Annotated in this window: 26 protein-coding genes; 9 read left to right on the top strand and 17 right to left on the bottom strand. The window is 67.1% G+C overall.

The window, feature by feature from the left end; translation table 11 throughout:
- Positions 1 to 50: 50 nt before the first annotated feature.
- Both miaB and ACIBCN_RS17150 read right to left on the bottom strand, forming a co-directional pair.
- Complete coding sequence (gene miaB, locus ACIBCN_RS17155; RefSeq protein ID WP_396992494.1) at positions 51 to 1610, bottom strand: tRNA (N6-isopentenyl adenosine(37)-C2)-methylthiotransferase MiaB; 1560 nt, start codon at positions 1608 to 1610, stop codon at positions 51 to 53.
- A gap of 111 nt (positions 1611 to 1721) precedes the next feature.
- Positions 1722 to 1997 (bottom strand): hypothetical protein, encoded by a 276-nt coding sequence (locus ACIBCN_RS17150; protein WP_396992607.1) that lies wholly within the window; start codon positions 1995 to 1997, stop codon positions 1722 to 1724.
- Here ACIBCN_RS17150 and ACIBCN_RS17145 point away from each other — a divergent pair.
- From ACIBCN_RS17145 to ACIBCN_RS17125, 5 genes are all read left to right on the top strand, one after another.
- Positions 1981 to 2709: an amino acid ABC transporter ATP-binding protein gene (locus ACIBCN_RS17145; RefSeq protein ID WP_396992598.1), complete on the top strand. Its 729-nt coding sequence runs from the start codon at positions 1981 to 1983 to the stop codon at positions 2707 to 2709. The two genes, ACIBCN_RS17150 and ACIBCN_RS17145, sit on opposite strands and share 17 nt — an antisense overlap.
- Positions 2710 to 2806: 97 nt before the next feature.
- Positions 2807 to 3643, top strand: a complete 837-nt coding sequence (locus ACIBCN_RS17140; protein WP_396992493.1) for a glutamate ABC transporter substrate-binding protein — start codon at positions 2807 to 2809, stop codon at positions 3641 to 3643.
- A gap of 95 nt (positions 3644 to 3738) precedes the next feature.
- Positions 3739 to 4419: an amino acid ABC transporter permease gene (locus ACIBCN_RS17135; RefSeq protein ID WP_396992492.1), complete on the top strand. Its 681-nt coding sequence runs from the start codon at positions 3739 to 3741 to the stop codon at positions 4417 to 4419.
- Positions 4416 to 5318: an amino acid ABC transporter permease gene (locus ACIBCN_RS17130; protein ID WP_396992491.1), complete on the top strand. Its 903-nt coding sequence runs from the start codon at positions 4416 to 4418 to the stop codon at positions 5316 to 5318. The genes ACIBCN_RS17135 and ACIBCN_RS17130 overlap by 4 nt, the downstream gene beginning before the upstream one ends.
- A gap of 304 nt (positions 5319 to 5622) precedes the next feature.
- Positions 5623 to 7872 (top strand): M20/M25/M40 family metallo-hydrolase, encoded by a 2250-nt coding sequence (locus tag ACIBCN_RS17125; RefSeq protein WP_396992490.1) that lies wholly within the window; start codon positions 5623 to 5625, stop codon positions 7870 to 7872.
- Between the two features lie 6 nt (positions 7873 to 7878).
- Here ACIBCN_RS17125 and ACIBCN_RS17120 read toward each other — a convergent pair whose 3' ends face one another.
- From ACIBCN_RS17120 to ACIBCN_RS17110, 3 genes are read right to left on the bottom strand one after another with little or no spacing between them, the layout of a single operon-like run.
- Positions 7879 to 8733, bottom strand: a complete 855-nt coding sequence (locus ACIBCN_RS17120) for a helix-turn-helix domain-containing protein (protein ID WP_396992489.1) — start codon at positions 8731 to 8733, stop codon at positions 7879 to 7881.
- Positions 8714 to 9232: a DUF6879 family protein gene (locus tag ACIBCN_RS17115; protein WP_396992488.1), complete on the bottom strand. Its 519-nt coding sequence runs from the start codon at positions 9230 to 9232 to the stop codon at positions 8714 to 8716. The genes ACIBCN_RS17120 and ACIBCN_RS17115 overlap by 20 nt, the downstream gene beginning before the upstream one ends.
- Positions 9213 to 9527, bottom strand: a complete 315-nt coding sequence (locus tag ACIBCN_RS17110) for a hypothetical protein (RefSeq protein ID WP_396992487.1) — start codon at positions 9525 to 9527, stop codon at positions 9213 to 9215. The genes ACIBCN_RS17115 and ACIBCN_RS17110 overlap by 20 nt, the downstream gene beginning before the upstream one ends.
- A 175-nt stretch (positions 9528 to 9702) precedes the next feature.
- Here ACIBCN_RS17110 and ACIBCN_RS17105 point away from each other — a divergent pair, with 175 nt between their 5' ends.
- On the top strand, positions 9703 to 10104 hold the full coding sequence (locus ACIBCN_RS17105) for a hypothetical protein (protein WP_396992486.1): 402 nt from the start codon (positions 9703 to 9705) through the stop codon (positions 10102 to 10104).
- A 362-nt stretch (positions 10105 to 10466) separates the two neighbouring features.
- Here ACIBCN_RS17105 and recX read toward each other — a convergent pair whose 3' ends face one another.
- From recX to ACIBCN_RS17090, 3 genes are all read right to left on the bottom strand, one after another.
- Positions 10467 to 11015: a recombination regulator RecX gene (gene recX / locus ACIBCN_RS17100; RefSeq protein ID WP_396992485.1), complete on the bottom strand. Its 549-nt coding sequence runs from the start codon at positions 11013 to 11015 to the stop codon at positions 10467 to 10469.
- 343 nt (positions 11016 to 11358) lie between these two features.
- Positions 11359 to 12399, bottom strand: coding sequence for a recombinase RecA (recA, locus tag ACIBCN_RS17095; RefSeq protein WP_396992484.1), 1041 nt, complete (start codon positions 12397 to 12399; stop codon positions 11359 to 11361).
- 298 nt (positions 12400 to 12697) lie between these two features.
- Complete coding sequence (locus ACIBCN_RS17090) at positions 12698 to 13720, bottom strand: Lrp/AsnC family transcriptional regulator (protein ID WP_396992483.1); 1023 nt, start codon at positions 13718 to 13720, stop codon at positions 12698 to 12700.
- A gap of 98 nt (positions 13721 to 13818) precedes the next feature.
- On the opposite strand from ACIBCN_RS17090, the gene ACIBCN_RS17085 reads away from it, so the two are divergent.
- Positions 13819 to 15225 carry an MFS transporter gene (locus ACIBCN_RS17085; protein WP_396992482.1) on the top strand — a complete coding sequence of 469 codons (1407 nt, stop codon included), beginning with the start codon at positions 13819 to 13821 and terminating at the stop codon, positions 15223 to 15225.
- A gap of 263 nt (positions 15226 to 15488) precedes the next feature.
- On the opposite strand, the gene ACIBCN_RS17080 is transcribed toward ACIBCN_RS17085, so the two are convergent.
- From ACIBCN_RS17080 to ACIBCN_RS17070, 3 genes are all read right to left on the bottom strand, one after another.
- Positions 15489 to 15938: a nuclear transport factor 2 family protein gene (locus ACIBCN_RS17080; RefSeq protein WP_396992481.1), complete on the bottom strand. Its 450-nt coding sequence runs from the start codon at positions 15936 to 15938 to the stop codon at positions 15489 to 15491.
- 15 nt (positions 15939 to 15953) lie between these two features.
- A complete protein-coding gene (locus ACIBCN_RS17075; RefSeq protein ID WP_396992597.1) occupies positions 15954 to 16799 on the bottom strand; it encodes a pyridoxamine 5'-phosphate oxidase family protein in 846 nt (281 codons plus the stop codon).
- A gap of 113 nt (positions 16800 to 16912) precedes the next feature.
- Positions 16913 to 17374: a VOC family protein gene (locus tag ACIBCN_RS17070; RefSeq protein ID WP_396992480.1), complete on the bottom strand. Its 462-nt coding sequence runs from the start codon at positions 17372 to 17374 to the stop codon at positions 16913 to 16915.
- 152 nt (positions 17375 to 17526) lie between these two features.
- On the opposite strand from ACIBCN_RS17070, the gene ACIBCN_RS17065 reads away from it, so the two are divergent.
- Positions 17527 to 18045, top strand: coding sequence for a CGNR zinc finger domain-containing protein (locus ACIBCN_RS17065; protein ID WP_396992479.1), 519 nt, complete (start codon positions 17527 to 17529; stop codon positions 18043 to 18045).
- A gap of 3 nt (positions 18046 to 18048) precedes the next feature.
- Here the strand turns inward: ACIBCN_RS17065 and ACIBCN_RS17060 are convergent, their stop codons facing one another.
- From ACIBCN_RS17060 to ACIBCN_RS17045, 4 genes are all read right to left on the bottom strand, one after another.
- Positions 18049 to 19281, bottom strand: coding sequence for a phosphotransferase (locus tag ACIBCN_RS17060; RefSeq protein WP_396992478.1), 1233 nt, complete (start codon positions 19279 to 19281; stop codon positions 18049 to 18051).
- Positions 19275 to 19466 (bottom strand): DUF3046 domain-containing protein, encoded by a 192-nt coding sequence (locus ACIBCN_RS17055; protein WP_396992477.1) that lies wholly within the window; start codon positions 19464 to 19466, stop codon positions 19275 to 19277. Before ACIBCN_RS17055 ends, ACIBCN_RS17060 begins: the two co-directional genes overlap by 7 nt.
- 45 nt (positions 19467 to 19511) lie before the next feature.
- Positions 19512 to 19841, bottom strand: a complete 330-nt coding sequence (locus tag ACIBCN_RS17050; protein ID WP_396992476.1) for a hypothetical protein — start codon at positions 19839 to 19841, stop codon at positions 19512 to 19514.
- Between the two features lie 76 nt (positions 19842 to 19917).
- Positions 19918 to 21081: a glycosyltransferase gene (locus tag ACIBCN_RS17045; protein ID WP_396992474.1), complete on the bottom strand. Its 1164-nt coding sequence runs from the start codon at positions 21079 to 21081 to the stop codon at positions 19918 to 19920.
- 141 nt (positions 21082 to 21222) lie between these two features.
- Here ACIBCN_RS17045 and ACIBCN_RS17040 point away from each other — a divergent pair, with 141 nt between their 5' ends.
- Complete coding sequence (locus ACIBCN_RS17040) at positions 21223 to 21795, top strand: HD domain-containing protein (RefSeq protein ID WP_396992473.1); 573 nt, start codon at positions 21223 to 21225, stop codon at positions 21793 to 21795.
- 110 nt (positions 21796 to 21905) lie between these two features.
- Here the strand turns inward: ACIBCN_RS17040 and ACIBCN_RS17035 are convergent, their stop codons facing one another.
- Both ACIBCN_RS17035 and ACIBCN_RS17030 read right to left on the bottom strand, forming a co-directional pair.
- The gene (locus ACIBCN_RS17035; protein ID WP_396992472.1) at positions 21906 to 22619 is read right to left on the bottom strand and encodes a PIG-L deacetylase family protein; all 714 of its coding nucleotides are present in this window, start codon (positions 22617 to 22619) and stop codon (positions 21906 to 21908) included.
- A 214-nt stretch (positions 22620 to 22833) separates the two neighbouring features.
- Positions 22834 to 23004 (bottom strand): hypothetical protein, encoded by a 171-nt coding sequence (locus ACIBCN_RS17030; RefSeq protein ID WP_396992471.1) that lies wholly within the window; start codon positions 23002 to 23004, stop codon positions 22834 to 22836.
- Between the last annotated feature and the right edge of the window lie 104 nt (positions 23005 to 23108).

Genomic DNA, 23108 nt, shown 5'->3' with positions numbered 1-23108 from the left:
TTCGGCTCCAGCATGACCGAGTGCCTCGGCGATGTCCGCGGTTCGCGAACTCACGCGCCACAACCGGTCGAACAACCCGCGGCCGACACCGGCTCCGGCGCGGGGGCACCGATGCGGGGCAGACCGAGGCCGACGCCGATCGGGGCGGTCTTCGGGGTGATGCCGCGTTCGTGCGCGTCGCCGGCGGCGGTGCGGCGGTGCGTCTTGATCGGCGCGTCGGCGATCAGGTGATGCGGTGCCGCCGCGGTGATATCGACGGTGATGATGTCGCCGGGACGGATCGACTCGGGTGTGCCACCCGGCCGGAAATGCACCAGCCTGCCGTCGCGGGCACGGCCGCTCATCCGGGCGGTGGCGGCGTTCTTCTTGCCTGCGCCGTCGGCGACGAGCAGTTCCACCTCGGTGCCGATGAGTTCGCGGTTCGCGTCGAGCGAGACTTCCTCCTGCAACGCGATGAGCCGCATATAACGTTCCTGCACAACGGCTTTCGGCAGCTGATCGGGCATCTCGGCGGCGGGCGTGCCCGGGCGCTTGGAGTACTGGAAGGTGTACGCGCTGGTGAACCGCGCCTGCCGGACCACGTCCAGGGTCTCCTGGAAGTCTTCCTCGGTCTCCCCCGGGAACCCGACGATGATGTCGGTGGTGATCGCCGCGTGCGGCATCACGGCCCGCACCTTCTCGATGATGCCGAGGTAGCGCGCCTTGCGGTAGGAGCGGCGCATCGACTTGAGCACCTTGTCCGAGCCGGACTGCAGCGGCATATGCAGCTGCGGGCAGATGTTCGGTGTCTCGGCCATCGCCTCGATCACGTCGTCGGTGAACTCGGCCGGATGCGGCGAGGTGAAGCGCACCCGCTCCAGTCCGTCGATGCCGCCGCAGGCCCGCAACAGCTTGGCGAACGCGCCACGGTCGCGCGCCTCGTCCGGATCGGCGAACGAGGCACCGTAGGCATTCACGTTCTGCCCGAGCAGCGTCACCTCGAGCACGCCCTGGTCGACCAGTGCCTGTACCTCGGCGAGCACGTCACCGGGGCGGCGGTCGACCTCCTTGCCGCGCAACGACGGAACGATGCAGAAGGTGCAGGTGTTGTTGCAGCCCACCGAGATCGACACCCAGCCCGAGTACGCGGACTCGCGCTTGGCGGGCAGGCTCGACGGGAACGCCTCCAGCGATTCCAGGATCTCCACCTGCGCCTCGGCATTGTGCCGCGCCCGTTCCAGCAGGACGGGCAGCGAGCCGAGGTTGTGCGTGCCGAACACCACGTCCACCCACGGCGCCTTGCGCACCACGACGCCGCGGTCCTTCTGCGCCAGGCAGCCGCCGACGGCGATCTGCATGCCGGGCTGGTCGGCCTTGATCGACGCCAGCTGGCCGAGGGTGCCGTAGAGCTTGTTGTCGGCGTTCTCGCGCACCGCGCAGGTGTTGAGGACGACCAGATCGGCCGTCGCCCCCGCCGCCGCCTTCACGTAGCCCGCGTCCTCGAGTAGTCCGGACAGGCGTTCGGAATCGTGCACGTTCATCTGGCAGCCGAAGGTGCGGACCTCATAGCTGCGGGTGCCTTCAGAGGCGAGGTGGGTGGGTGTCACCACTGCCTGTCCGATCGATTCCACGGGTCCAGGGTACGGGCTCGCTTAACCCCAATTTTAGGGGCATGCATCCTGCGAACGCGCCGCCAAACGACGGCGCGTTGGACGTCGGCCCGCTCGGTCGCGGTTGTGGCCTTACTCACCCGCACCACCCCTGATCAGGCATGGCGCGACGGTGGCGCGCCCGGACGCGGCCGGAAAACCGGCGATCCGGACGAACCGGTCGATCCGGTTAACGTGACGTGTCATCTCGGCGTGGCAAAACGGTGTGTCGCGGAAACTCGGGCAAATCCGCATTTTGCCTTTACAGTCTTGGACCATGACCGACGACGCCGCCGCGCCCGATACAACCGGGATCGCTTCAACCGGGGACGCCAGCGCCGCCAGCGTGCCGATGATCTCGATGCGCAACGTGCAAAAGCACTTCGGTGAATTGCACGTTCTGCGCGATATCGACCTGGAAGTCCCCAAGGGACAGGTAGTCATTGTTCTCGGGCCCTCGGGCTCCGGGAAATCGACGCTGTGCCGCACCATCAACCGCCTCGAACCCATCGACTCCGGTGACATCGCCATCGACGGTGTCCCCCTGCCCGCCGAAGGCCGCGGCCTGGCCGCGCTACGCGCCGACGTCGGCATGGTTTTCCAATCGTTCAACCTGTTCGCGCACAAGACGATCCTGGAGAACGTCATGCTCGCGCCGATCAAGGTCCGCAAGGTCAAGAAGGACGCGGCGCGCACGCACGCCATGGAACTGCTCGACCGGGTCGGCATCGGTAACCAGGCCGACAAATACCCGGCCCAGCTGTCCGGTGGCCAGCAGCAGCGTGTCGCCATCGCCCGCGCACTGGCGATGAGCCCCAAGGTGATGCTGTTCGACGAGCCGACCTCGGCGCTGGACCCGGAAATGGTCCAGGAAGTGCTCGACGTGATGGTCTCGCTGGCCAAGGACGGGATGACCATGCTGGTCGTCACCCACGAGATGGGCTTCGCCCGCCGCGCGGGTAACCGAGTCCTGTTCATGGCCGACGGCCAGGTGGTGGAGGACGCCGAACCCGAGGTGTTCTTCACCGCGCCGAAGTCCGAACGTGCCAAGGACTTCCTCGGCAAGATTCTGAGCCACTGAAACATAGAGATCGACCCGCTGAGCTCGTGCCGAACCGAGGGACGGCCTCGTCCCCCGCGCACGGCCGGCAAACCCATGAGAGGGAGAAGGAAACTCGATGAGGATCAACCGTGCTCTGCGACTCGGAGTCGGCGCGATCGCGCTGACCGTCGTCGCCGCGACCGCCACCGCGTGTGGCGGCGGTGACAGCAAGTCCGCCCTGGATCACGCCAAGGACGGCAAGCTCACCATCGGCATCAAGTTCGACCAGCCCGGCATCGGCCTGCGCAACAAGGACGGCTCCTACAGCGGCTTCGACGTCGAGGTCGCCAAGTACGTGGCAGGCAAGCTCGGCGTGAAGCCGGAAGGCATCACCTTCAAGGAATCGCCGTCCAGCCAGCGCGAAACGCTGATCGAGAACGGCCAGGTCGACTACATCGTGGCCAGCTACTCGATCAACGACGCACGCAAGCAGAAGGTCGACTTCGCCGGCCCCTACTACGTTGCGGGACAGTCGTTCCTGGTGCGCGCCGACAACACCGACATCGGCACCCCGGAGTCGCTCAAGGGCAAGAAGGTCTGCTCGGTGAAGGGCTCCACGCCCGCGCAGAACATCGATAAGAACTTCAAGGACACCCAGCTGCAGGCCAACGACACCTACTCGCTGTGCCTCGAGGGCCTGCGCGCCGGTTCGTGGGACGCGGTGACCACCGATGACATCATCCTGGCCGGCTACGCCGCCCAGAGCACCGGTGCGTTCAAGGTCGTCGGCAAGCCGTTTACCACGGAGAACTACGGCATCGGCCTGAAGAAGGGCGACAAGGAGCTCCGCGACAAGGTGAACGACGCGATCGAGGCGATGTTCGCCGACGGTTCCTGGAAAAAGGCCTTCGACGCGAGCGTCGGCGGATCCGGATACCAGGCGCCGACGCCGCCCAAGGTCGACCGGTACTGAGTTCTACCCCGCACGGGTGGCCCGATCCCACCGGGCCGGGCCACCCGCCGCATTCCCCCTGACAATCGAGACCCGATGGGAGGGACACGTACGCCGTGTTCGACCTGATCTCGAGGTATGACGATCAAATCCTCGACGCCTTCTGGGTGACCATCAAACTGACCGTTCTTTCCGCGGTCGGCGCGCTGATCCTGGGCACTTTAGTCGCCGCGCTGCGTGTGTCCCCCATACCGATCGCCCGCGTGGTAGGCACCGCCTACGTCACCATTTTCCGCAACACCCCGCTTACGCTGATCATCGTCTTCATGTCGCTGGGCCTCTACACCACGATGGGCTGGAAGCTCGCCGGCGAGGGACCGGATTCGGTCGCGCAGAACAACTTCCGCTACGCCATCGTCGGCCTCAGCATCTACACCGCGGCGTTCGTCTGTGAATCCCTGCGCTCCGGCATCAACACCGTCGCGATGGGCCAGTCCGAGGCGGGTCGCTCGCTCGGCCTGTCCTTCAGCCAGAATCTGCGGCTCATCGTGCTGCCGCAGGCCTTCCGGGCAGTCATCGCGCCGCTCGGCAGCGTGCTCATCGCGTTGACCAAGAACACCACGATCGCCTCCGCCATCGGCGTGGTCGAGGCCGCGTTCTTGATGGCGGACATCAACGAGAACGCCGCAGACGTCATCTCCGTCGGCGCCATCTTCGCCCTCGGGTTCGTCATCCTGACCCTGCCGACCGGCCTGTTCTTCGGCTGGCTCGCCAAACGATTCGAGGTCGCACGATGACTGCTGCGCCTTCGGTGCTGTTCGATGCACCAGGCCCCCGCGGACGCCTTCGGCACCATCTCTACTCGGTCGTCGTTGTCGTGGCCGTGGCATCCTTTCTCTGGGTGCTCTACAGCGGCTTCGCCGACAAGGGGCAGTTCACCGCCGAGAAGTGGAAGCCCTTCCTCGACCTCCAGGTCTGGCAGACGTATCTGCTGCCCGGCCTGAAGGGCACCGTCGTCGCGGCATTGCTGTCGATTGTGTTCGCGCTGGTGATCGGCATGGTCTTCGGCATTCTGCGGATGTCCGAACATCGCGTGGTCCGATTGGTCGCAGGCACGATCGTCGAGGTGGCGCGAGCCATTCCGGTGCTGATCCTGATGATCTTCCTGTTCTTCACGTTCGCCAAGTACCAGACGTTCAAATCAGACGATCTGGCGTTGGCCGCCGTCGTGATCGCGCTGACCATCTACAACGGCTCGGTCATCGCGGAGATCGTGCGAGCGGGCATCCGCTCGCTGCCGAAGGGCCAGACCGAGGCCGCGGTGGCCCTGGGCATGCGCAAGAACCAGCTGATGCGACTGATCCTGCTGCCGCAGGCGATCACCGCCATGCTGCCCGCGTTGATCTCCCAAATGGTTGTCGCCCTGAAGGATTCGGCGCTGGGCTACCAGATCACCTATGTCGAGATCGTGCGCTCCAGCCAGCAGCTCGGCTCGGCTGAACAGAACACGATCCCCAGCCTCATGGTGATCGCTGTCGTCATGGTCATTCTCAACAGCGCCCTGACCCAGGCGGCCACCAGGCTGGAGCGACGACTACGCGCACGCAAGCGAGGCAAGGGTGCAGGCGCGGTGGTCGGGGCGGAATCGATCCTCACCGATGCCGCGCCAGGAATGGACCTCACCGGCAAGAAGTAGCTGTTCGACTCCGACGCGACGCGGCGGTGCCTTGGATGCGGTAACCCGCTCCAGCGCACCGCCGTTCGTTTGCGCTCTGAAACAGGCGCACAGGTTTTGACATACGCACGCGTGTTTGCGCGGCGAGTCGTGGTACGGGACATAAGAACCCGTGCGGCGGGTCGGCGGTGGCCGCAGCAACCTGTCTGGACACTGCACTCACGGACCTGTGCGCGGGTCGAGTAACCGTGCGCGAGGCCGGCGGGGCAGTGACATTGGGGGCGGCGGGGTGTCAGGGGGGCCGACTACGATCGAGGTGGTGCAGATGGGGCGACGGGTTTCGGGGTTCTTGGCGTTTGCTGTGCTGCTCGCTGTCGCGGTGTTGACCGCGTGGGATCAGCAGCCGCACGGGCATCGGGCGGAGTCGGCGCCGGGCGATGTGTTCAGTGCTGAGCGGGCGTTTCGGGTGGTGCAGGAGATCGCGCAGCGGCCGCATCCGATCGGTACGGCGGAGCATGACCGGGTTCGTGACCATCTGGTCGGGGAACTGCGGAAACTCGGGGTGGACACCGAGATTCAAGAGGGGGTGGGGCGCTACCCGACCGGACTGCAGCGAGACGTGCTCGGGATGGGGCGGGTTGCCAACATCGTCGCCCGGCTGCCCGGCACGGATTCGACCGGAACGGTTTTCCTGACGGCGCATTATGATTCCGTCGCCTCGGGGCCCGGTGCGAATGATGACGGCGTCGGGGTCGCGGCGGTGTTGGAAGCCGTGCGCGCGCTGCGGGCCGGCGGTACGGCGTTGCGTAATGACGTGGTCGTGCTGCTGACCGACGGCGAGGAGACCGGGCTGCTCGGCGCGGAAGCGTTCGTCGCGGCCGGTCCGGGCGGTCGCGGCACCGGAGTCGTCATCAATCATGAGGCGCGCGGGGCAGGCGGCCCACCGTTGTTGTGGCGGACCACCCATCCCGACGGCACGCTGGTGGACGCCGTCGAGCAGGCCGCGCCGTATCCGAACACCGACTCGTTGACCACGACGCTGGCCGGCGCGCAGACTGGAAGCAACACCGACTTCACCTCGTTCAAGCCGGGCGGCCTGCGCGTGCTGGACTGGGCCTTCGCCGGTCGCAGCGCGTACTACCACAACCGTCTCGACGATCCGGCGCACGTGGACCTGGCGACGGTGCAGCAGATGGGCGACAACAGCCTCGCACTGGTCAAGGAGTTCGGCGGCAAGGACCTTACCGTCGCGGACGACACCGATCGCGCGTTCTTCCAGCTGCCGTTCGGTGTGCTTGTGGTGCTGCCGTTCTGGGCGATCATCGCGCTGGCCGCGGTCACCCTGGTCGGCGTGGCGTGGCTCTGCTGGCGGCTCCGGCGGACCGGCGAGACCAGTCTGCGGGGGATACTCGGCGCTGCCGCAATGGCTTTCGTCGCGGCACCGCTCGCGGCGGTCGCCGTGTACGGGCTGTGGGAAGTGGTGCAGACGATCCGGCCGGAGTACCGGCCGCTGATCGGCGACCCATATCGGCCCGAGTTCTATTACGTGGCGATACTCGTGTTGTCGGCCGCGGTGCTCGTCGCTTGGTATGCGATCGCACGACGACTGTTCGGCACCACTGGCGCCGTGGCCGGGTTGTTGTGCTGCCTGGCGATAGTGGGCGCGGCACTCGCGATCCTCGCGCCAGGCACCGCGCACGTGGCGGTGGTGCCCACCCTCGGCGCGCTGGTGGGGGTGGCGGCCACCTTCGCGGTGCCCGATCGATGGCGGCTGCCGGTGCTCACCGTCTTCCTCGTGCCGGCGGCGATATTCCTCGGCAGCGCAACGTGGCCCGCGTTGCAAACCGGCATCACCACGGCCCCGTTCCTGGTCGCGCCCACGGTGGTGCTACTCGGCGGGCTCCTCCTGCTCACCCTCACCCAGGCGTGGCCCGATCGGCGCGGCTGGGCGATCCCGTCGACCGCGTTCGTCCTCGCCCTCGTGCTCGCGGCTGCCGGGCTGGCGGTGGACCGCTTCGACGATCAGCATCCGCTGCCGTCCCAGCTCATCTACGCGCTCGACGCCGACCACAACGAGGCGCTGTGGCTTTCGCGTGCAGCGCCCGATCGCTGGACCCGCCATCTCGTCGACGACACCGCGCCCGGTGCGCGATTCGCCCAACTCTGGCCGGACATCGTCGCGAGTGGCGTCGCGCCTGCCGAGAAACTCTCCCCGCCGGTCGCCGAAATCCTCTCCGACACCACCGAATCCGGACAACGCACCGTCCACCTGCGGTTGCGTTCCACCCGCGGCGCGACGAACATCGCCCTGCGCTACGACACCGCACCCCTCTCCCTGCGGGTGGCAGGCCGCGACGTGACTTCCCCGCCGAAATCGGGCTTCCAGTTCTACGCCCCCTCACCCGACGGTGTCGACGTGCAGCTGGTCGCACCGGCCGGACCGCTGCCGCTGCGACTGGTGGACTACACCTGGCTCCCCGACTCCGGGATACCGTCCTACCGAAATCCCCCGGCCGACATCTTCTTCCGCCAGGACAGCCTGGGCGCCGTCTTTGTCACCATCCCGGGACTGTGAGCGGTCCTATCCGTCCAGCTCGCTCAGCACCCGCAGGATGAGTCCTCGTGCGTCGCGGCCATAGACGGCCGCGCCCTTGAGCACCTCGAACATGCGCGCATACATCGCGCACTCGGCAGGCTGGGTGACCTGAATGCCCGCGGTCGGCGTCTCCAACGCGACCATGGCGTCGTCGAAGATCCAGAATCCGGTGGAGCCGACCGCCTCGCGTTCGGTCATGAGCGGAATGATGCCGAGCGAGATGTTCGGCATCGACATCAGTTCCAGCAGCCGACCCAGTTGTCCCGCTTGGATTTCCGCCGTGCCGAACCAGGTGCGCAGCGCCTGCTCCTCGAGCACGGCCACGAACCGTTTGCCGCCACGATGCAGCACGCGTTGCCGCTCCATGCGCACGGCGACGGCTTCCTCGAGGTCGTTGGGGGTGTCGAGAAAGCGGATCCAGAACGCCAGCATGGCCGCCGTGTACTCCGCCGTCTGAAAGAGGCCGGGGATGACGTTGTGCTCGTAGATGCGAAACACCTTCGTCGCCTGGTACCGCTCGGGCGTGTGCGCGCCGAGCACCCGCTTCATGCCTGCCCGGCTCTGCCGACGGTATTCGAGATAGGCCGTGTCGACCGCGCGCAGTGTCGCGACCAAGTCGAGTTCCTGATCGACGGCGGCGCAGACCTGGCACCAGGCGCGAATGTCGCGATCGGTCGGGAACTGCACGCCGTTCTCGATCTTGGACACTCGCGTGAAATGCTGGCCGGTCTCCGCGCCGAGCTGGCGGATGGTGATACCGGCGGCTTTGCGGATGTCCCGCAGCCGGCTGCCGAGGGCCCGTCGGGCCTCCTGCGCGGAACTAGCTGGGCCGGTAGTCACGGTGCGGTGTGGCCAGCCGCCACACGGCCTCGAAGGCGGTGCGGCACAGCTGAATATCGTGCGGGTCGATGGAAGTGACCCTATCGGTGGCCACGCCGCTGCCCGCATAGTGGAGGAAGATCACGAGTCGGTTGTCCAAGAGGTAGAAGTCGTTGCCGGGGATGGCCACCGACGACGTCAGGCGCCGAGGAACCCAGCGGATGTCCTCGCCTGCCTCGACCATCGGCGCGGCGATACTGTGCGACCAGCGCTGATAGTCGCTCAACGGCTCCGACACGATCCTGGCTCGGCGCACCGACCGGCCCGCCGACACGTGGTCGCGGACGGTTGCGCACCAGCCCTGCAGCCAGGCCAGGTCATCGGGCTCACCGGCGGTCCACTGCGCGATGTGTGGCAGCTCGATCGCCGTCCGGTAGGTGTCCCGAGTCTCCAGATGTACTGACTTCACCACGAACTCGTCCAGTAATCGCTCGAACTCTTCATAGGCTATCGATGCCACGGTCTCCCTTCCTGAAGAACTGGATCATCCTGTCGGGGATCTCCACGCAGGTTTCGCCCTGCGGAATGTTCATGTGGGCAAGAGCATCGGGGTCGGTCACTACCCATCCCTGCACGATCCACGAATCCCGGTCGGTGCGATACACCGTGGGCGAGCCGTTCGGATTCGAGCCCGGATCCTCGCCGATAAAAGTCAGACGCATCGTTGACCCCTTGTCATGGGATGTTGCGAACTGTTGCCCCGAGCGTGTCGATTGTCTCGCTTCGCCCGACCACGGGTCAAGAGGAAAGAGCATCTGGGAACTAGCGAAAATGTATGCTGTGCAGGGGAATCCGCCACTATGACCAGTCATCTAGAGGCAGAGTGCTTCACTCCCGCAACCTTTCGCAACATGCTTCCATCCGGCACTAGCCACTTCTAATCTCGGAGATTGCACGGGTCACGAGCAACCGACGAGAGGGCAACTGGGGATGTGGGGAAGGCCTACCGCGATCGGCTATCTGCGCCGCGATGTGTCGGGGGTGTCGCAGGTCTGGGACGAGACCCAGATCCGCAGCGTGGCAAAGAGACTCGGCTACGAGCTGGCCAAGATCGTGGTGTTCGGCGCGCACACCGACGAGCCGGTGGCGCAACTGTTGAACACGATCACACGAGTCGACGCGGACGCGGTGGTCACGCCGACCCTGGCCCATCTGGCAGACGAGCTGGACCGGGTGGTGCGAGTATGCGATGTGATCACGGTGAACCCGGAAAACACCTACGCCCGCTGGGCATTGCCGACAGACCGCTGGCCTGCCCCCGGAACCGACGCGGCAACCCCCCTCGACACGACAGGCCGACAACGGCCGGACGGCGCCGAATACCCGGACTAACGTCCAGCCAGGCAGCGGCGGCGTCAACCGCCGAACTCAGCTACGGCGAAGAACCTCCAACCTCGAATTCCAACCAGGTGCAGCAAGCAACGGCCCGACACCGGGATAAGGCACGGCAAGCACAGGCGACCTTGACCGTCCGATTCGGGTCAGCGGCAAGAGGCCTCACAGCTGGCGAGAAAACTACGGCCCCGAACATACGAACTCAGGTCCGCCGAGCAAGCAGCGGACCGAACATCCGACTCGAACACCGGAGCTCAGCCACGGCAAGAAACCCACTCGACCGTGCTGATTCCAGGTTGGCGGGCAAGCAGCTACGTTGCACATCCGAGCTCGGACCTGGCGGACAAGGGAATTCGCCGTTAGTTCTGTTCGAGGTCCGAGGTGTCGAATTCGGCTTGGGACAGTTCGGATTTCACCACGGTGAAGGCGGTGGACTGGTTGTAGCCGCGGCGGGCGAGCATGCCGACCAGGCGGCGGAGTGTTTTGTCGCGGTCGAGGCCGGACGGGATGCTGCGGAGTTTGCGGCGGACGAGTTCGCGGGCGCGGGATTCCTCGTCGTCGGAGCTGATGGCGTCGAGGGCGGGCGCGGCGTCGGTATCGGCTACGCCTTTGCGGCGGAGCTCCTGGGCGAGCGCCTGTTTACCCTTGCCGGAGAAGGTGTGCCGGGCGTGCACCCATTCTTCGGCGAAGGCCGCGTCGTCGATCAGGCCGACCTCGGTGAGCCGGTCGAGGGCCGGGTCGGTGACCTCCGCGCTGTAGCCCTTGGCCGCGAGGCGTTGGGCGAGTTCGGCGCGGCTGCGGGCGCGGACGGCGAGCAGGCGAAGACATGCCTCCTTCGCCTGCTCGACCGTCCCGCCTGGCGGGGTGAGCTCCGTAGAGCGGGCACCCCGCTCGGATCCGGCCGCCACCGGATCCGCCCATCGGCCTTCGGCATGTTCGGAGTCAGCCGACTGGGAGTCTGTGCGCCGGGACGCCTTTCGACGTCCGCGGCCGGACCCAGTCGAACGCGCCCGCTGCGGATCGGACGCGCTCGACCGAGTTCCCAACGTGTCCGGTTCGGTCGAACCACCTTCGACCGACCGGACTCGTCCGGGGTCCTGTTCGCCGGGCCAAGATCCAGCAGGATCGGTGGAGGCACCAGAGGCGTTCAGGAGTTCAGTGAGCCGACGCCGCATCTCCTGCACCGTTTCGGACCGCGACTCATCGGGCGCGGTCCAGGGCGGCTGGGGCGAGTGTCGGCCGTTCATCGGATCAGAAATCGGCGGGGGCCTCGGCGGCCGCCGCTGTCACGTCGGCGCCGATGCCGAGCTTCTCCTTGATCTTCTTCTCGATCTCGTTGCAGACATCTTTGTTCTCCAGCAAGAACTTGCGGGCGTTCTCCTTACCCTGGCCGAGCTGGTCGCCCTCGTAGGTGTACCAGGAGCCGGACTTGCGGACGAAGCCGTGCTCGACACCCATATCGATGATCGAGCCCTCCTTGGAGATGCCATGGCCGTAGAGGATGTCGAACTCGGCCTGCTTGAACGGCGGCGCCACCTTGTTCTTCACGACCTTCACCCTGGTGCGGTTACCGACCGCGTCGGTGCCGTCCTTGAGCGTCTCGATGCGGCGCACGTCGAGGCGCACGGAGGCGTAGAACTTCAGCGCCTTACCGCCCGTGGTGGTTTCGGGGGAACCGAACATCACGCCGATCTTCTCGCGCAGCTGGTTGATGAAGATGGCGGTGGTGTTGGAGTTACTGAGCGCACCAGTCATCTTGCGCAGCGCCTGGCTCATCAGGCGGGCCTGCAGACCGACGTGGCTGTCACCCATCTCGCCCTCGATCTCGGCGCGCGGCACCAGCGCGGCCACCGAGTCGATGACGAGGATGTCGATGGCGCCGGAGCGAACCAGCATGTCGGCGATTTCCAGCGCCTGCTCACCGGTGTCCGGCTGCGAGACGAGCAGCGCGTCGGTGTCGACACCCAGCTTCTTGGCATAGTCCGGGTCGAGCGCGTGCTCGGCGTCGATGAACGCGGCGACACCGCCCGCGGCCTGCGCGTTGGCCACCGCGTGCAGCGCGACGGTGGTCTTACCCGAGGATTCCGGGCCGTAGACCTCGACGACGCGGCCACGCGGCAGACCGCCGATGCCGAGCGCGACGTCCAGCGCGATGGAGCCGGTCGGGATCACCGCAAGCGGCTGACGTACCTCTTCACCGAGGCGCATGACCGCACCCTTACCGAAGCTCTTCTCGACCTGAGCAAGAGCGAGTTCGAGAGCCTTGTCGCGGTCGTACGCCTGTGGTGCCATGTCTTGATCCCCTTTTCGACGGATAAGTCTCTGCTGTGGTTGGCGCCAACATTAGAGGGCGGCACCGACAAGTTCTGGCGCCAAGATTAGACGAACACGTGTTCGAGTCAAGCGACGCGCCCGGGAACACGGAGTAGAACTTCCGCGGCCTCGGCAAACGCCGCGCTAGCGATTCCGCCTCTCCGGGTATTCAGGCCGGACTCGTGTGCCACCGAGGTGCCGTCGGCGGCCGGCGGCGGATCGCAGCCGGTACCCGGCGAGTTACCCATGTACGAGCGAAATCAGTGGTCGACCTGGGTTAATGCACGGGCGATACCCGGTCGCTGTCGAGCAGCGTCTGCGCCTGCTTGAACACGCGTAGCGCCGGTGTCACCTCCAGGTCGGTGATGCCGTCCAGTGCGCCGAGGCGTTCGGTGATGTAGCGGTAGAGGTGGGGCGTGTCGCGGCAGAGGATCGACGCCATCATGTTGGTCGGGCCGGTGGTCGCGGCAACGAACACGATCTCGGTGTGGTTCACCATCGCCCGCCCCACGGCGTCCAGGTCGGCCGGGCGCACCCGCAACCACAGCGCCGCCCGCACGGTGTAGCCCATGCCCTCGATCGCGAAGTCGAGGTCGAAATAGAGCACGCCGGACTGCGCGAGCTCGGTCATCCGCCGCGCGACTCGTGGTGCGGTCCAACCGGTTTGGGCGGCAATCTGCGCGTAGGGCGCCCGCCCGTCGCTGCCGAGCAACGCGAGCATCGCCTCGTCCTCGGGCGTCAGGTCCGGCGGCGCATCCGGTCCCGGTCCCGCCGCCCGGGAGCGCTGTGGGCCCAGTTCGCGCAGCTGCTCGCCGGTGAAGAGGTGGCTGAGGCGCGGCCATTCCTCGTCGGCCTCGAACCGGTGCATCACCTCGTGCGCGGTCACCTCGCGCACCTGACTCGCCCGCGGCAGCGTGTGCAGTAGCAGCGCGTCGCGTCGTTCGAGGGAGCGTGGCCTGCTCACACACGTCACCTCGGAGCCGGTGGACAGCAGCGTGACCCAGCTCAAATCCGGGAATCTGGCCAGTGATTCGGCCAGCCGCAGCGCCTTGTCCGGTGTGGACTTGATCCGCAGCACCCACCGCGCGTGCCCGAGTGGCACCGCGTTCACCTGCCCCGACACGTGCATGATGCCGCGCTCGCGCAGCGCACGGTAGCGGCGCGCGACCGTCTGCTCGGAGACATCGAGAATGCCGCCGAGCTTGGCGAACGGGATCCGGGCGTCATGCACCAGCGCGTGCAGGATCTGCCAATCGAGAATGTCCAGCGCGGAGGATTCCGAAGGGACATCGTGCTGCATAGGAGGAATCTAACGCAGCTGGCCGTCTGACTAGGTAGATACATTCGATTGCCGCACGCTTGGCGTCGATATCGTTCGATTCCGCCGTGGAGGCCCCCGTGAAGAAATGGCTCCCCCTGTTCGCCGCGTGTCTCGGCACGCTCATGCTCCTCATCGACGTCACCATCGTGAACGTCGCGCTGCCCAACATCGCGGTCGATCTGCACGCCGGACTGTCCAGCCTGCAATGGGTGGTCGATGGTTACGCACTGGCCTTGGCGGCACTGTTGCTGGTCCTCGGTTCGCTCGCCGATCGGGTCGGCGCGAAACGCGCCTATCTCGCCGGGCTCGTCTTGTTCGCCCTCGCCTCGCTCGGCTGCGGCATCGCCGATACCTCGTCGAATCTCATTGCGGGGCGGGTACTTCAGGGCATCGGCGGCGCCGCCATGTTCGCGACAACGCTGTCGCTGCTGCACTCGACCTACACCGGACGCGACCGCGGCATCGCCTTCGGCGTCTGGGGCGCGGTGTCCGGCGCGGCGGCGGGCATCGGCGTGGTGCTCGGCGGCGTGCTGACCGAGGCGTTGTCGTGGCGGTGGATCTTCTTCGTCAACCTGCCGATCGCGGTGCTGGCAATCGCGTTGACCGCCAGCGTGTTCCCCGCGTCGGTGCGCCGCGCGGACCGGGCCGTCGACGTGCCGGGGATGCTCGCCTTCGCCACCGCGGCGACCGCACTCACCTACGGCGTCATTCGCGGTGGTGAGCACGGCTGGTCGGATGGTCGCGCGGTGACGGCGCTGATGCTGGGTGTCGTCGCGGTGATCGTCTTCGCGGTCGTCGAATCCCGCAGTGCGGCACCGATGTTCCCGCTGGCCCTGCTGCGCAATCGCGACTTCGGGGCGACCCTGCTCGGGGCCTGCGGGCAAACGTTCGCGGCTTTCGCCAGCGCTCCCCTGGTTTCGCTGTGGTTGCAGCAGCAGTTGCAGATGACGCCGTTGCACGCGGGGTTGGCGTCGCTGCCGATGGCCGCCACCGCGTTCCTGGTCGCCGGGGTGTTCGGTCGGTTGATGCACGACGCGCCGCCTAAGTGGACCATCGGCGCGGGACTGGTGGTGGTCGGCATCGGCACCGGTCTGCTCACCGTGATCGACGCCGGATCATCCTGGCCGGCACTGATTCCGGGGTTCGTGGTGATCGGCGCGGGGATCGGCATCAACGCACCCGCCCTCGTGTCGGTGGGCATGGCGGCGGTGCCGCCGCAGCAAGGTGGCACCGCGGCGGGTGCGGTGAACACGGCACGGCAACTCGGGCTCGCGCTCGGAGTCGCGGTGCTGGGCACGGTATTCCGTGGCGTATCGAACGGGGATCAGCCGATGACGTTGCCCCACTTCGTAGCCGGGCTGGACGCCGCTTTCACGGTCGCCGCAGCCGTAGGCATCGTCTTCGGACTACTCGCCTTCGCCCTCTTCCACCGCCAACGCCCCGTGGTGACATCGAGCGAAGCCGAGCAGAAAATCGCCGCCTGACCGCGCAATCCACGTTCCCCAACCACGGCGCCGTCCACCCGGACGGCGCCGCTGCGCATGAGTCCTCTTGCTCCGCATGCACTTGCTGACGATTCGTACGCGCCAAGACAATCGGTGCGCGGCCGGAAGGACTGCGCTTGTTCCGGTTGGACTACTGATGGGCAAGATCGCGACCATCGCCGTCCGCTCACCAACCTCCCATCGCAACGGGATACGTTGGCGTGGCCGCATTTCCCGCCGCCATACCCGATTGGGCAAGATGGCTACTGCTGGGGCAGCGGTGAGTCGTCGCCTGGTTCGCGGGGGCCGAAGACGCGGCGGTCGGATTCGGCGATGGGGACGTCGTTGATGCTGGCCTCACGACGCGACATCAGACCGTCGGGCGCGAACTCCCACTGTTCGTTGCCGTAGCTGCGCCACCATTGGCCGGATTCGTCGTGCCATTCGTATTGGAAGCGCACGGCGATGCGGTTGCCCTCGAAGGCCCAGAGGTCTTTGCGGAGCGCGTAGCCGGTTTCCGAAGCCCATTTGCGGGTGAGGAATTCGATGATGGCGGGGCGGCCGGTGAAGAACTCGCCGCGGTTACGCCATACCGAGTCCTCGGTGTAGGCGGCGGCGACCTTCGCGGGATCGCGAGTGTTCCAAGCGTTTTCGGCGGCGAGCACCTTGGCTTTGGCGGATTCGAGATCGAAGGGTGGTAGTGGTGGGCGCACGAATGACTCCGTTCTTCAGGGGTTGACCGGCGAGAGTTCGGGCGGGCCCCAGCGCAGCGGGCCCGCACCGGAGCGCTCGACGACTTCGGCGATGGTGAAGTCGATCGAGCATTGTGCACCGACGGCGAAGGTTTCCGGTGCCCAGGTCAACTCGGCGGTGCCGGTGAGTTGCAGGGTGCCGCCGGTGGCCCAGTTGGGGATGAGGATGCCACAGCGCGGGTTCACCTCGATGTTCCCGAGCGTCATGAACATCGAGTTGCCCCGGTAGTCGGGCCAGCGCAGCCTGGTCGGCGAAAGCACTTGCAGAAAGCCGGGATTGCCGCCGCGATGCGAGGCGTCGGCATTGCCCTCGGTGTCGGCGGTGGCGACGAAGAACGCGTCGGCCGCCGCGATCGCCGCCTGCTGGCGGGCGTCGAGCGCGGTGCCGTGCCGTGGCAGCGGCGGTTCTACATCCGGCTGGTACGACTCGATGTGCCTGCGGGTGATGTACTTCGGGCAGTTCGCGTAGACCTGCTCGGTCGCGATGCGTAAGCCGTCGCCCGCCGCCGTCGCCGAGCCGTTGACGCGCATCCGCCTGCGCCGCTGCGGTTGCAGGGCGATCATGCCGATCCGGGCGGGGTGGGTCAGCGCCTCCCGCAACGGATCTCCCGCGGTGGGGCGCGCGTCGACGGCGATGGTGTCCGCGTCGAGGGCGTGCAGAAAGCCGGGCGGTCCGACCAGTTCGCTCGCCCACAGCCTGCCCGCGGCGTCGGCGGCGGCGATCACCACCATGGGCTGCTCGGCCAGGAAAGCGGCGGCGACGGCCGGAATGTCGGCGCGGACCGACCGGCCGACCCGGTCGGCGATATCCGTCTGACCCATGCGCTGCTGGACGGCGAGTTCACCGGAATGGAAGGGCGCCACCGTAATACTCCTGTCGCGGGAAATGCTCCGACGACGGGATGCGCCGTCGAAACGTTCAACAGCACTGCGGCTCAGAAGAATCCACAGGTCGGCGCCGCGCCGCTGGGCGCGGGTGCGGACTCGGCGCCGGTCGGCGCGTAGACCTCGAGCCGGATGCCGTCGGGGTCGGTGAAGAAGATGCCGCCGGAGGCCGTGCCCTCGCCGTGCGCGACGACGCCGTCATGGATGATGGCCACCGAACGCTCGCGCAGCGCCGCCTCGATCGCGCGCACCTGGTCGATGTTCTCGACCTGGAACGAAAGATGATGCAGGCCAGGGGTTTCAGCGGAGAACACACCCGCGCTCTGCTGCCATAGCGTCAGCGAGAGCTTGCCGCCCGCACCGAGGAACGCCCATTTCCGGTCGCCGTCGGTGCTCGCGGTGAGCTGCTCGAAACCCAACGCGCCTCGATAGAAATCGACCGAGCGGTCCAGATCGGAGACGTTCAGGCCGATATGCCCGGTGGCGAGCTGGGGCGCGGCGACAGTTGTCATGCAGTCCTCCTCTAGCGGCAAACCGTCTTTATCGGTTTGACTGGTTAGACGATAACCGCGATCGCACCACCGAGTCAACCTGTAAACTCAAATTAACCGGTTAGAGAATCGGTGGTTGTCACGACCACAGAAGGAGCTGGATACCCTCAGTCATGCACGATCCACGCCCCCACCTCGGCGAACCGCTGGCACTCGACCTGCTGGACACGCGGTGGAACCAGCACGGGCACCCGCAGGACCTGCTCACCGACGTGGCGGGCCTCGGCGTGTGGCTGGCGTCGGCCGGGCTGACCGACCGCACGATCGCCGACCAGGCGACACTCGACGCGCTCCGCGCGGCGCGCACCGCCGTCTACGACGTGGTGCAAAGCGCCACGCACACCGCGCTGAACGAGGTCCTCGACCACGGCCGGATCCGGCGCACACTCACCGACGCCGGACCCGAGAACGTCATCGACGTCCCCGACATCGCTTGGCTGCCCGCGTGGTTGGCGGCCGACAACCTGCTGCACCTACTCGCCGAGGCACCGGACCGTATCCGCCAGTGCGCCCATCCCGACTGCGTGCTGTTCTTCTACGACACCTCGAAAAACGGCACCCGCCGCTGGCATTCGATGGCGACGTGCGGCAACCGCGCCAAGGCGGCCCGCCACTACGCCAGGAAGCCTTGAGCCTCAGAACAATTCGTCGAGCAGGCGGTAGTACTCCAGGCGCCGGTGATCCGGTTCGGTGAGACCGTACGCGGCGAAGAAGGCGGTCACTTCGCCCTCGCCGAAGTCGTCGCGTAGATCGCGCACGGCAAGCGCCAGGTCGCGGTACCGGTCCGCCACGCCGAGCGCGCCCACGTCGAGCAGGATCGCGCCTTCCAGCACGTTGGGTGGCGTGAAGTCGCCGTGCGCCACCACCAAGTCCTCCTGGTCGGGACGCTCGCTGCGCAGTTGCGCGAGAACGTCCTCCGGGGTGCGGTCCCGGTTTTCTGCCTCGAAATCGTCGAGATCCACCAAGCCCTCGACCACCTGACGACGCGCCTGCGTCAGCACTACGTCGAGCCGTCCATCGAAGGGACACTCGGCAACCGGAATGCTGTGCAACCCGCGCAGTAGCTCGCCCATGACCGTGCCGGCACCCGCATCGGTTCGCGCGGCCAGACTCGCGGCACCCGCGTCGGCAAGCACCAGCACGTCACCGTCGAACGCGACGACCTCCGGCAGCCGGATCCCGCGGTCGCGCAGCCAGTTCAGCCGCTCGTGTTCGGCAACAGCCTTCGGTCCCCGCTTGATCCAATAGGTTTCGTTGACGAACGCGACACCGCCGCTGCGCCCCTCGTGCTCGGCCGACCAGGTCGGCGCGGCACCGAGCAACGCGGCGACCGTCGGTGGCAACGGAATCGGCAGCGCGGGCAGTCTTTCCAACGCCACCCGAGTCGATTCGATCAGTTCGGTGTCGCCCTCGGCCGTCCGCAAGTCGAGCGCCTCACGCAGCAACGCATGCGCTTCGGTCAGCTGATCCTGTTCGGCCAGCGCCTTTCCGAGATGTTGCACGGCGTATGACAGCACGTCCGGCGCGGCTACCCGCGCGTGCTCGACGGCCCGCCGGTAGAGCGTCTCGGCGGTGGCGGCGTCGCCCTGATAGCGATAGACATCGCCGAGGTTGATCCACACCGTGATCCGGCGTTCCTCGGTGTCCACGAGTTCCAGCGCCCGATCCAGCAGGTCTAGGGCCTGGTCGTAGCGTCCGAGCAGCATCGCTTCGATGCCGGTCTGCCGGAATCCGGCGAAGTCGACTGGCTCGGCCTTGGCCAGCCGCGCGGCCAGCCGTTGCGGATCGACCGGGATCATCCGCTCGCGCTCGTCGAACCGATACAGCGGCCCGTCCCGATCCACCGCCCGGTCCGGCACGCTCACCATCGCCCGCGCGGCACGTCGAATTCCGAGCAGAGCGCCCGCCACACGTCGCGCGGGTCAACCCCCGCCTCGATGGCATCGGACCCCGTCCGGCCCAACGACGGGATCACATGATCGGCCAGCAGGGCATCGCCCCGGGCCGACCCGAATTGGGTATGCAACAGCTCCTGAAACTCCGTCAATCGCACCGTGCCCAAGATACCCGCGCCGACCCGCGAGCCCCAGCTGCCCCGCTACTCGCCGACGGTGGCTGCGCGGAGCAGCTCCTGAATCACTTCCCAGCTGTTCCACTGGATCGGCGTTCCCCGACTGGCGTAGTGACCGTTGGCGTTCTCGAGCCGACTCAGCAACGCCGTGAGGTAATCCGGGATCGTCTGGTTGTCCCAGTTGGCCGGTGGGCCGTCCGACCAGTCGTCGAGCAAGGCCCGGACGGCGCCGGCCAGCCGTTCCTCTTGGCGAACGGCCGGCGCCGACGGACACCCGGGGACACCGCAGTCCTCGTCCGGATCTCCGTCGATGAACGCGTCGTGCTCGAATTCGTAATGGAAGCAGACGTAATGCATCTGTTCGAATACGTCGTAGTGGCTTCGGTTTACCTGAACAGGCCGTCCACAACGACGACAGTCGAAGTCGGCCATGCTAACTCGCGCGGACCGTGTCGAGGACCTGGTGGCACAGCCGGATCGGGTCGGCGACGTCCGAGGCCGTCGACGCCGCCTCTTTCGCGGCGGTGGCGAACTGCGGAGTCGACAGGATCCGCAGGACGGCGGCGCGCACGGCGGCCGGTGTCAGCGGTCGGACGAGGAGTGAACTCCCCTGGCGGACAGCTCTATTGGCCAGCTCCCATTGGTCGCCGCCACCGGGGACGGTGACGACGGGGACGGCGGCCGACAGCGACTTCGCGAGCAGGCCGTGACCACCGCCACCCACGACTACCGAAGCGTGCGTGAGGAGTTCGTCCTGGCGACCCAAACCCGCCGTGGCCCAGGGTGGTAGATCCGCAGGCGGGGTGTCGAGAGTCGAGATCGCCACGCGCACATCGGCACCCGCGAGTGCGTCGAGGACCGTCTCGACCATGCCGGTCACGCCGGTGTGTGCGGTAGAGGGGGCGACCATCACCAGCGGCGCGTCGCCCGGCGGGGGTGCCAGGATCGCGTCGGTGGGTTCCCAGAAGAGCGGGCCGATGACGTGCGCGTTGTCCGGCCAATCGGGACGCGGCACCTCCAGGGCGGGGAGGGTGGCGATCAGGCGGGCGGCCGGACCCGGATCGGTGGCGGGCAGGCCGACGCCCTCGCGGGCCTGTTCACGCTGACGCAGGCCGTTGCGGATGTCGCGGGCGGTCATGGTGCGCAACATGCCGTCCCGCATCCGTCCGCGCAGCCCTTCGCCGGGGGCGAGGCCACTTCCGATGGGCGGCAGGGCTTTCGACGGCAGGTACAGCGGGTGCGGGGACAGCTCGACCCACGGCACGCCGAGCCGTTCCGCGGCCATTCCGCCACCGGCGGTGAGCACGTCGGAGACGACCAGCTCGGGCAGCATGGCGCCGAGGTCGGGCAGGATCTCGGTGGAGATGTGCGCGGCGCGCTCGTGGATGCGCTGGCCCGCGTCGGTGTCGTCGTCGGCCGGGCGTGGGGCAAGGCCCTTGAGCCGTCGGACACCGATTCCGGCGTCGCGGGCGGCGTCGAACCAGCGCGGGGCCGTGAACAACACCGGCTCGTCACCGGCGGCCAGGAAACGCAAGCACAACGCGATGGCGGGAAACGCATGCCCGGGATCGGGCCCCGCGACTACGGCTACTCGCATCCGCATAGCCTGCCACACCGCCTGATGGCTCGGACGCATCCGCATCCCGCGTCTTCACCTGCTCGACAGCAGAACTTCACGTGACCTCCGATCCGCACGGCGTTATGGTCTAGACCAATTGGTATCGGAGAGGGAGCGATCGTGCTGGTGTCCACGGTGGACGAATTGATGGTGCTGCTGGCGAACGGCGAGGACGTCTGGGACATGCCGGACCGCAGCGGCGATCCGGTCGACATCCTCGACCACGATCGGCAGTGCGCGGAATTGCTGCGGCAGCGGTATCCGCGGGATGAGGAGCTGCAGGTCGCCGGGTTGGTGCACGACATCGGTCATCAGCTGTTCCCCGGCGACGACGCGGGCCACGGCAGGCACGGCGCGGACGCGATCCGCGTGCTGCTCGGCGCTCGCGTCGCCCGTTTGGTCGAGCTGCATGTGGTCGCGAAACGCTATCTGGCAGCGACGGATTCAGCGCACACCGCAGGCCTGTCCCCGTCCAGCCAGCGCACATTGGTAGCCCAGGGCGGCCCGATGGACGCCACGGAGATCGCCGAGTTCGAGGCCGACCCGGACTTCGCCGCCGCCCTCGCCCTGCGCCGTGCCGATGACGCGGGCAAGGTCGTCGGCCTCACCGTCGCTCCCCTCGACTCCTGGATCCCCCTGATCAGGCGGGTCGCCCAGCAGCGGCTCGATCAAGATCAGGGGGTGTCGGAGTAACGCGAGAGGCTCCTGACGCCAGTTCCCCCTCGCCGGCATCCGCGACCAGGATGCCCCTTGCCTCGGGGAGCGTCGGTTCGGTTCAGCGGCAACGGATCTCGTCGGGGAGGTCAGTTCGCGGGGTCGCTGAAGTAGTAGAGCTCGAAGCCGACGGCGCGCTCGGCCGGGAAGCCTTCGATCGGGCCGGTCGCCCTGTCGACAATGGCGCGAACCTGCTCTTCCACTGGTTCCGAACTGAGTACCTCCAGGTAGCGGCGATGCTCGGCCAGCGATGCCCTGGCCTGATCGATGTGCGCGGTGACGTCGACGGCGTGAGTTACCTTGGGGCCCATCACCGCTGCCCAACGCGGCGACCACGGCGCCTCGGTGAGTTCGGGGAAGATCCACTCGTTGCCCGCGTCGGAGATGGCGTCCAGCGCGGCGCGGCCGACGGCGCGGTGATCGGCGCTGTTGGCGTAGCCGGGCGCCCAGGTGTCGCCGAAGTTGAAGAGCACCACCAGTTCTGGTTGATGGCGACGAATGGCGGCGGCCAGGTCGCGGCGCAGCGGCAAGGATTCCTCCACCCGTCCGTCCGGGTAGCCGAGGAATTCCACCTGGTGCACGCCAACGGCTTTGGCGGAGGCGATCTCCTCGGCCTCGCGCACCGGTCCGCATTCCGCGGGCGGCAGGCCCGCGATCCCCGCCTCGCCGCTGGTGACCAAGACGTAGCGAATGTCCTTGCCCTGCCCCGTCCATCGGGCCACCGCGGCTGCGGCACCGTATTCGATGTCGTCGGGATGCGCGACGATCACCACCGCGCGCTGCCAATCCTCCGAAAGCTGCACTTGTCCGCCTCTCTGCGTATTCAGGCCGGACTCAAACATAGAAGGGGCCGTGCGCTTTCCCCTCATCGGGGAGCGCACGGCCCCTGGTCGGGCGGGTTCGCGACTTCGCTCGCGCCTCCCGGTGGCATCCCGGCCACACCTGGATCCGCCCGACTACCGCCCACCCGGCTTCGCAGCGCTACCCGGCGCGCGGAAGCCGCTCCGCAGGCGGAAGCTACAGCTTGCTGACCGAGGAGTCCTTGCCCGACACCGCCTTGTACAGCAGGTACAGGCCGAACACGATGGCGCTGATCACCAGGATCGGGAACAGCCCCTTGATCAACGCACCGATGATGGCCAGCGCGATCCAGACAACCGCGACGACACCGATAATCTTCCACAACATTTGCCAGCCTCCGAGAGTCTCCGCGAACCGCTCTCCCACGATCCGACAGGTTCTACTCTGGCAGCTGCGCGGCGATAAATCACCAGGTCAGCAACGATATCCGG

Source organism: Nocardia sp. NPDC051052, assembly GCF_044456045.1.
GTDB lineage: Bacteria > Actinomycetota > Actinomycetes > Mycobacteriales > Mycobacteriaceae > Nocardia.
The sequence above is the reverse complement of the archived record's forward strand: the minus strand, read 5'-3'. Positions and strand labels throughout refer to the sequence as shown.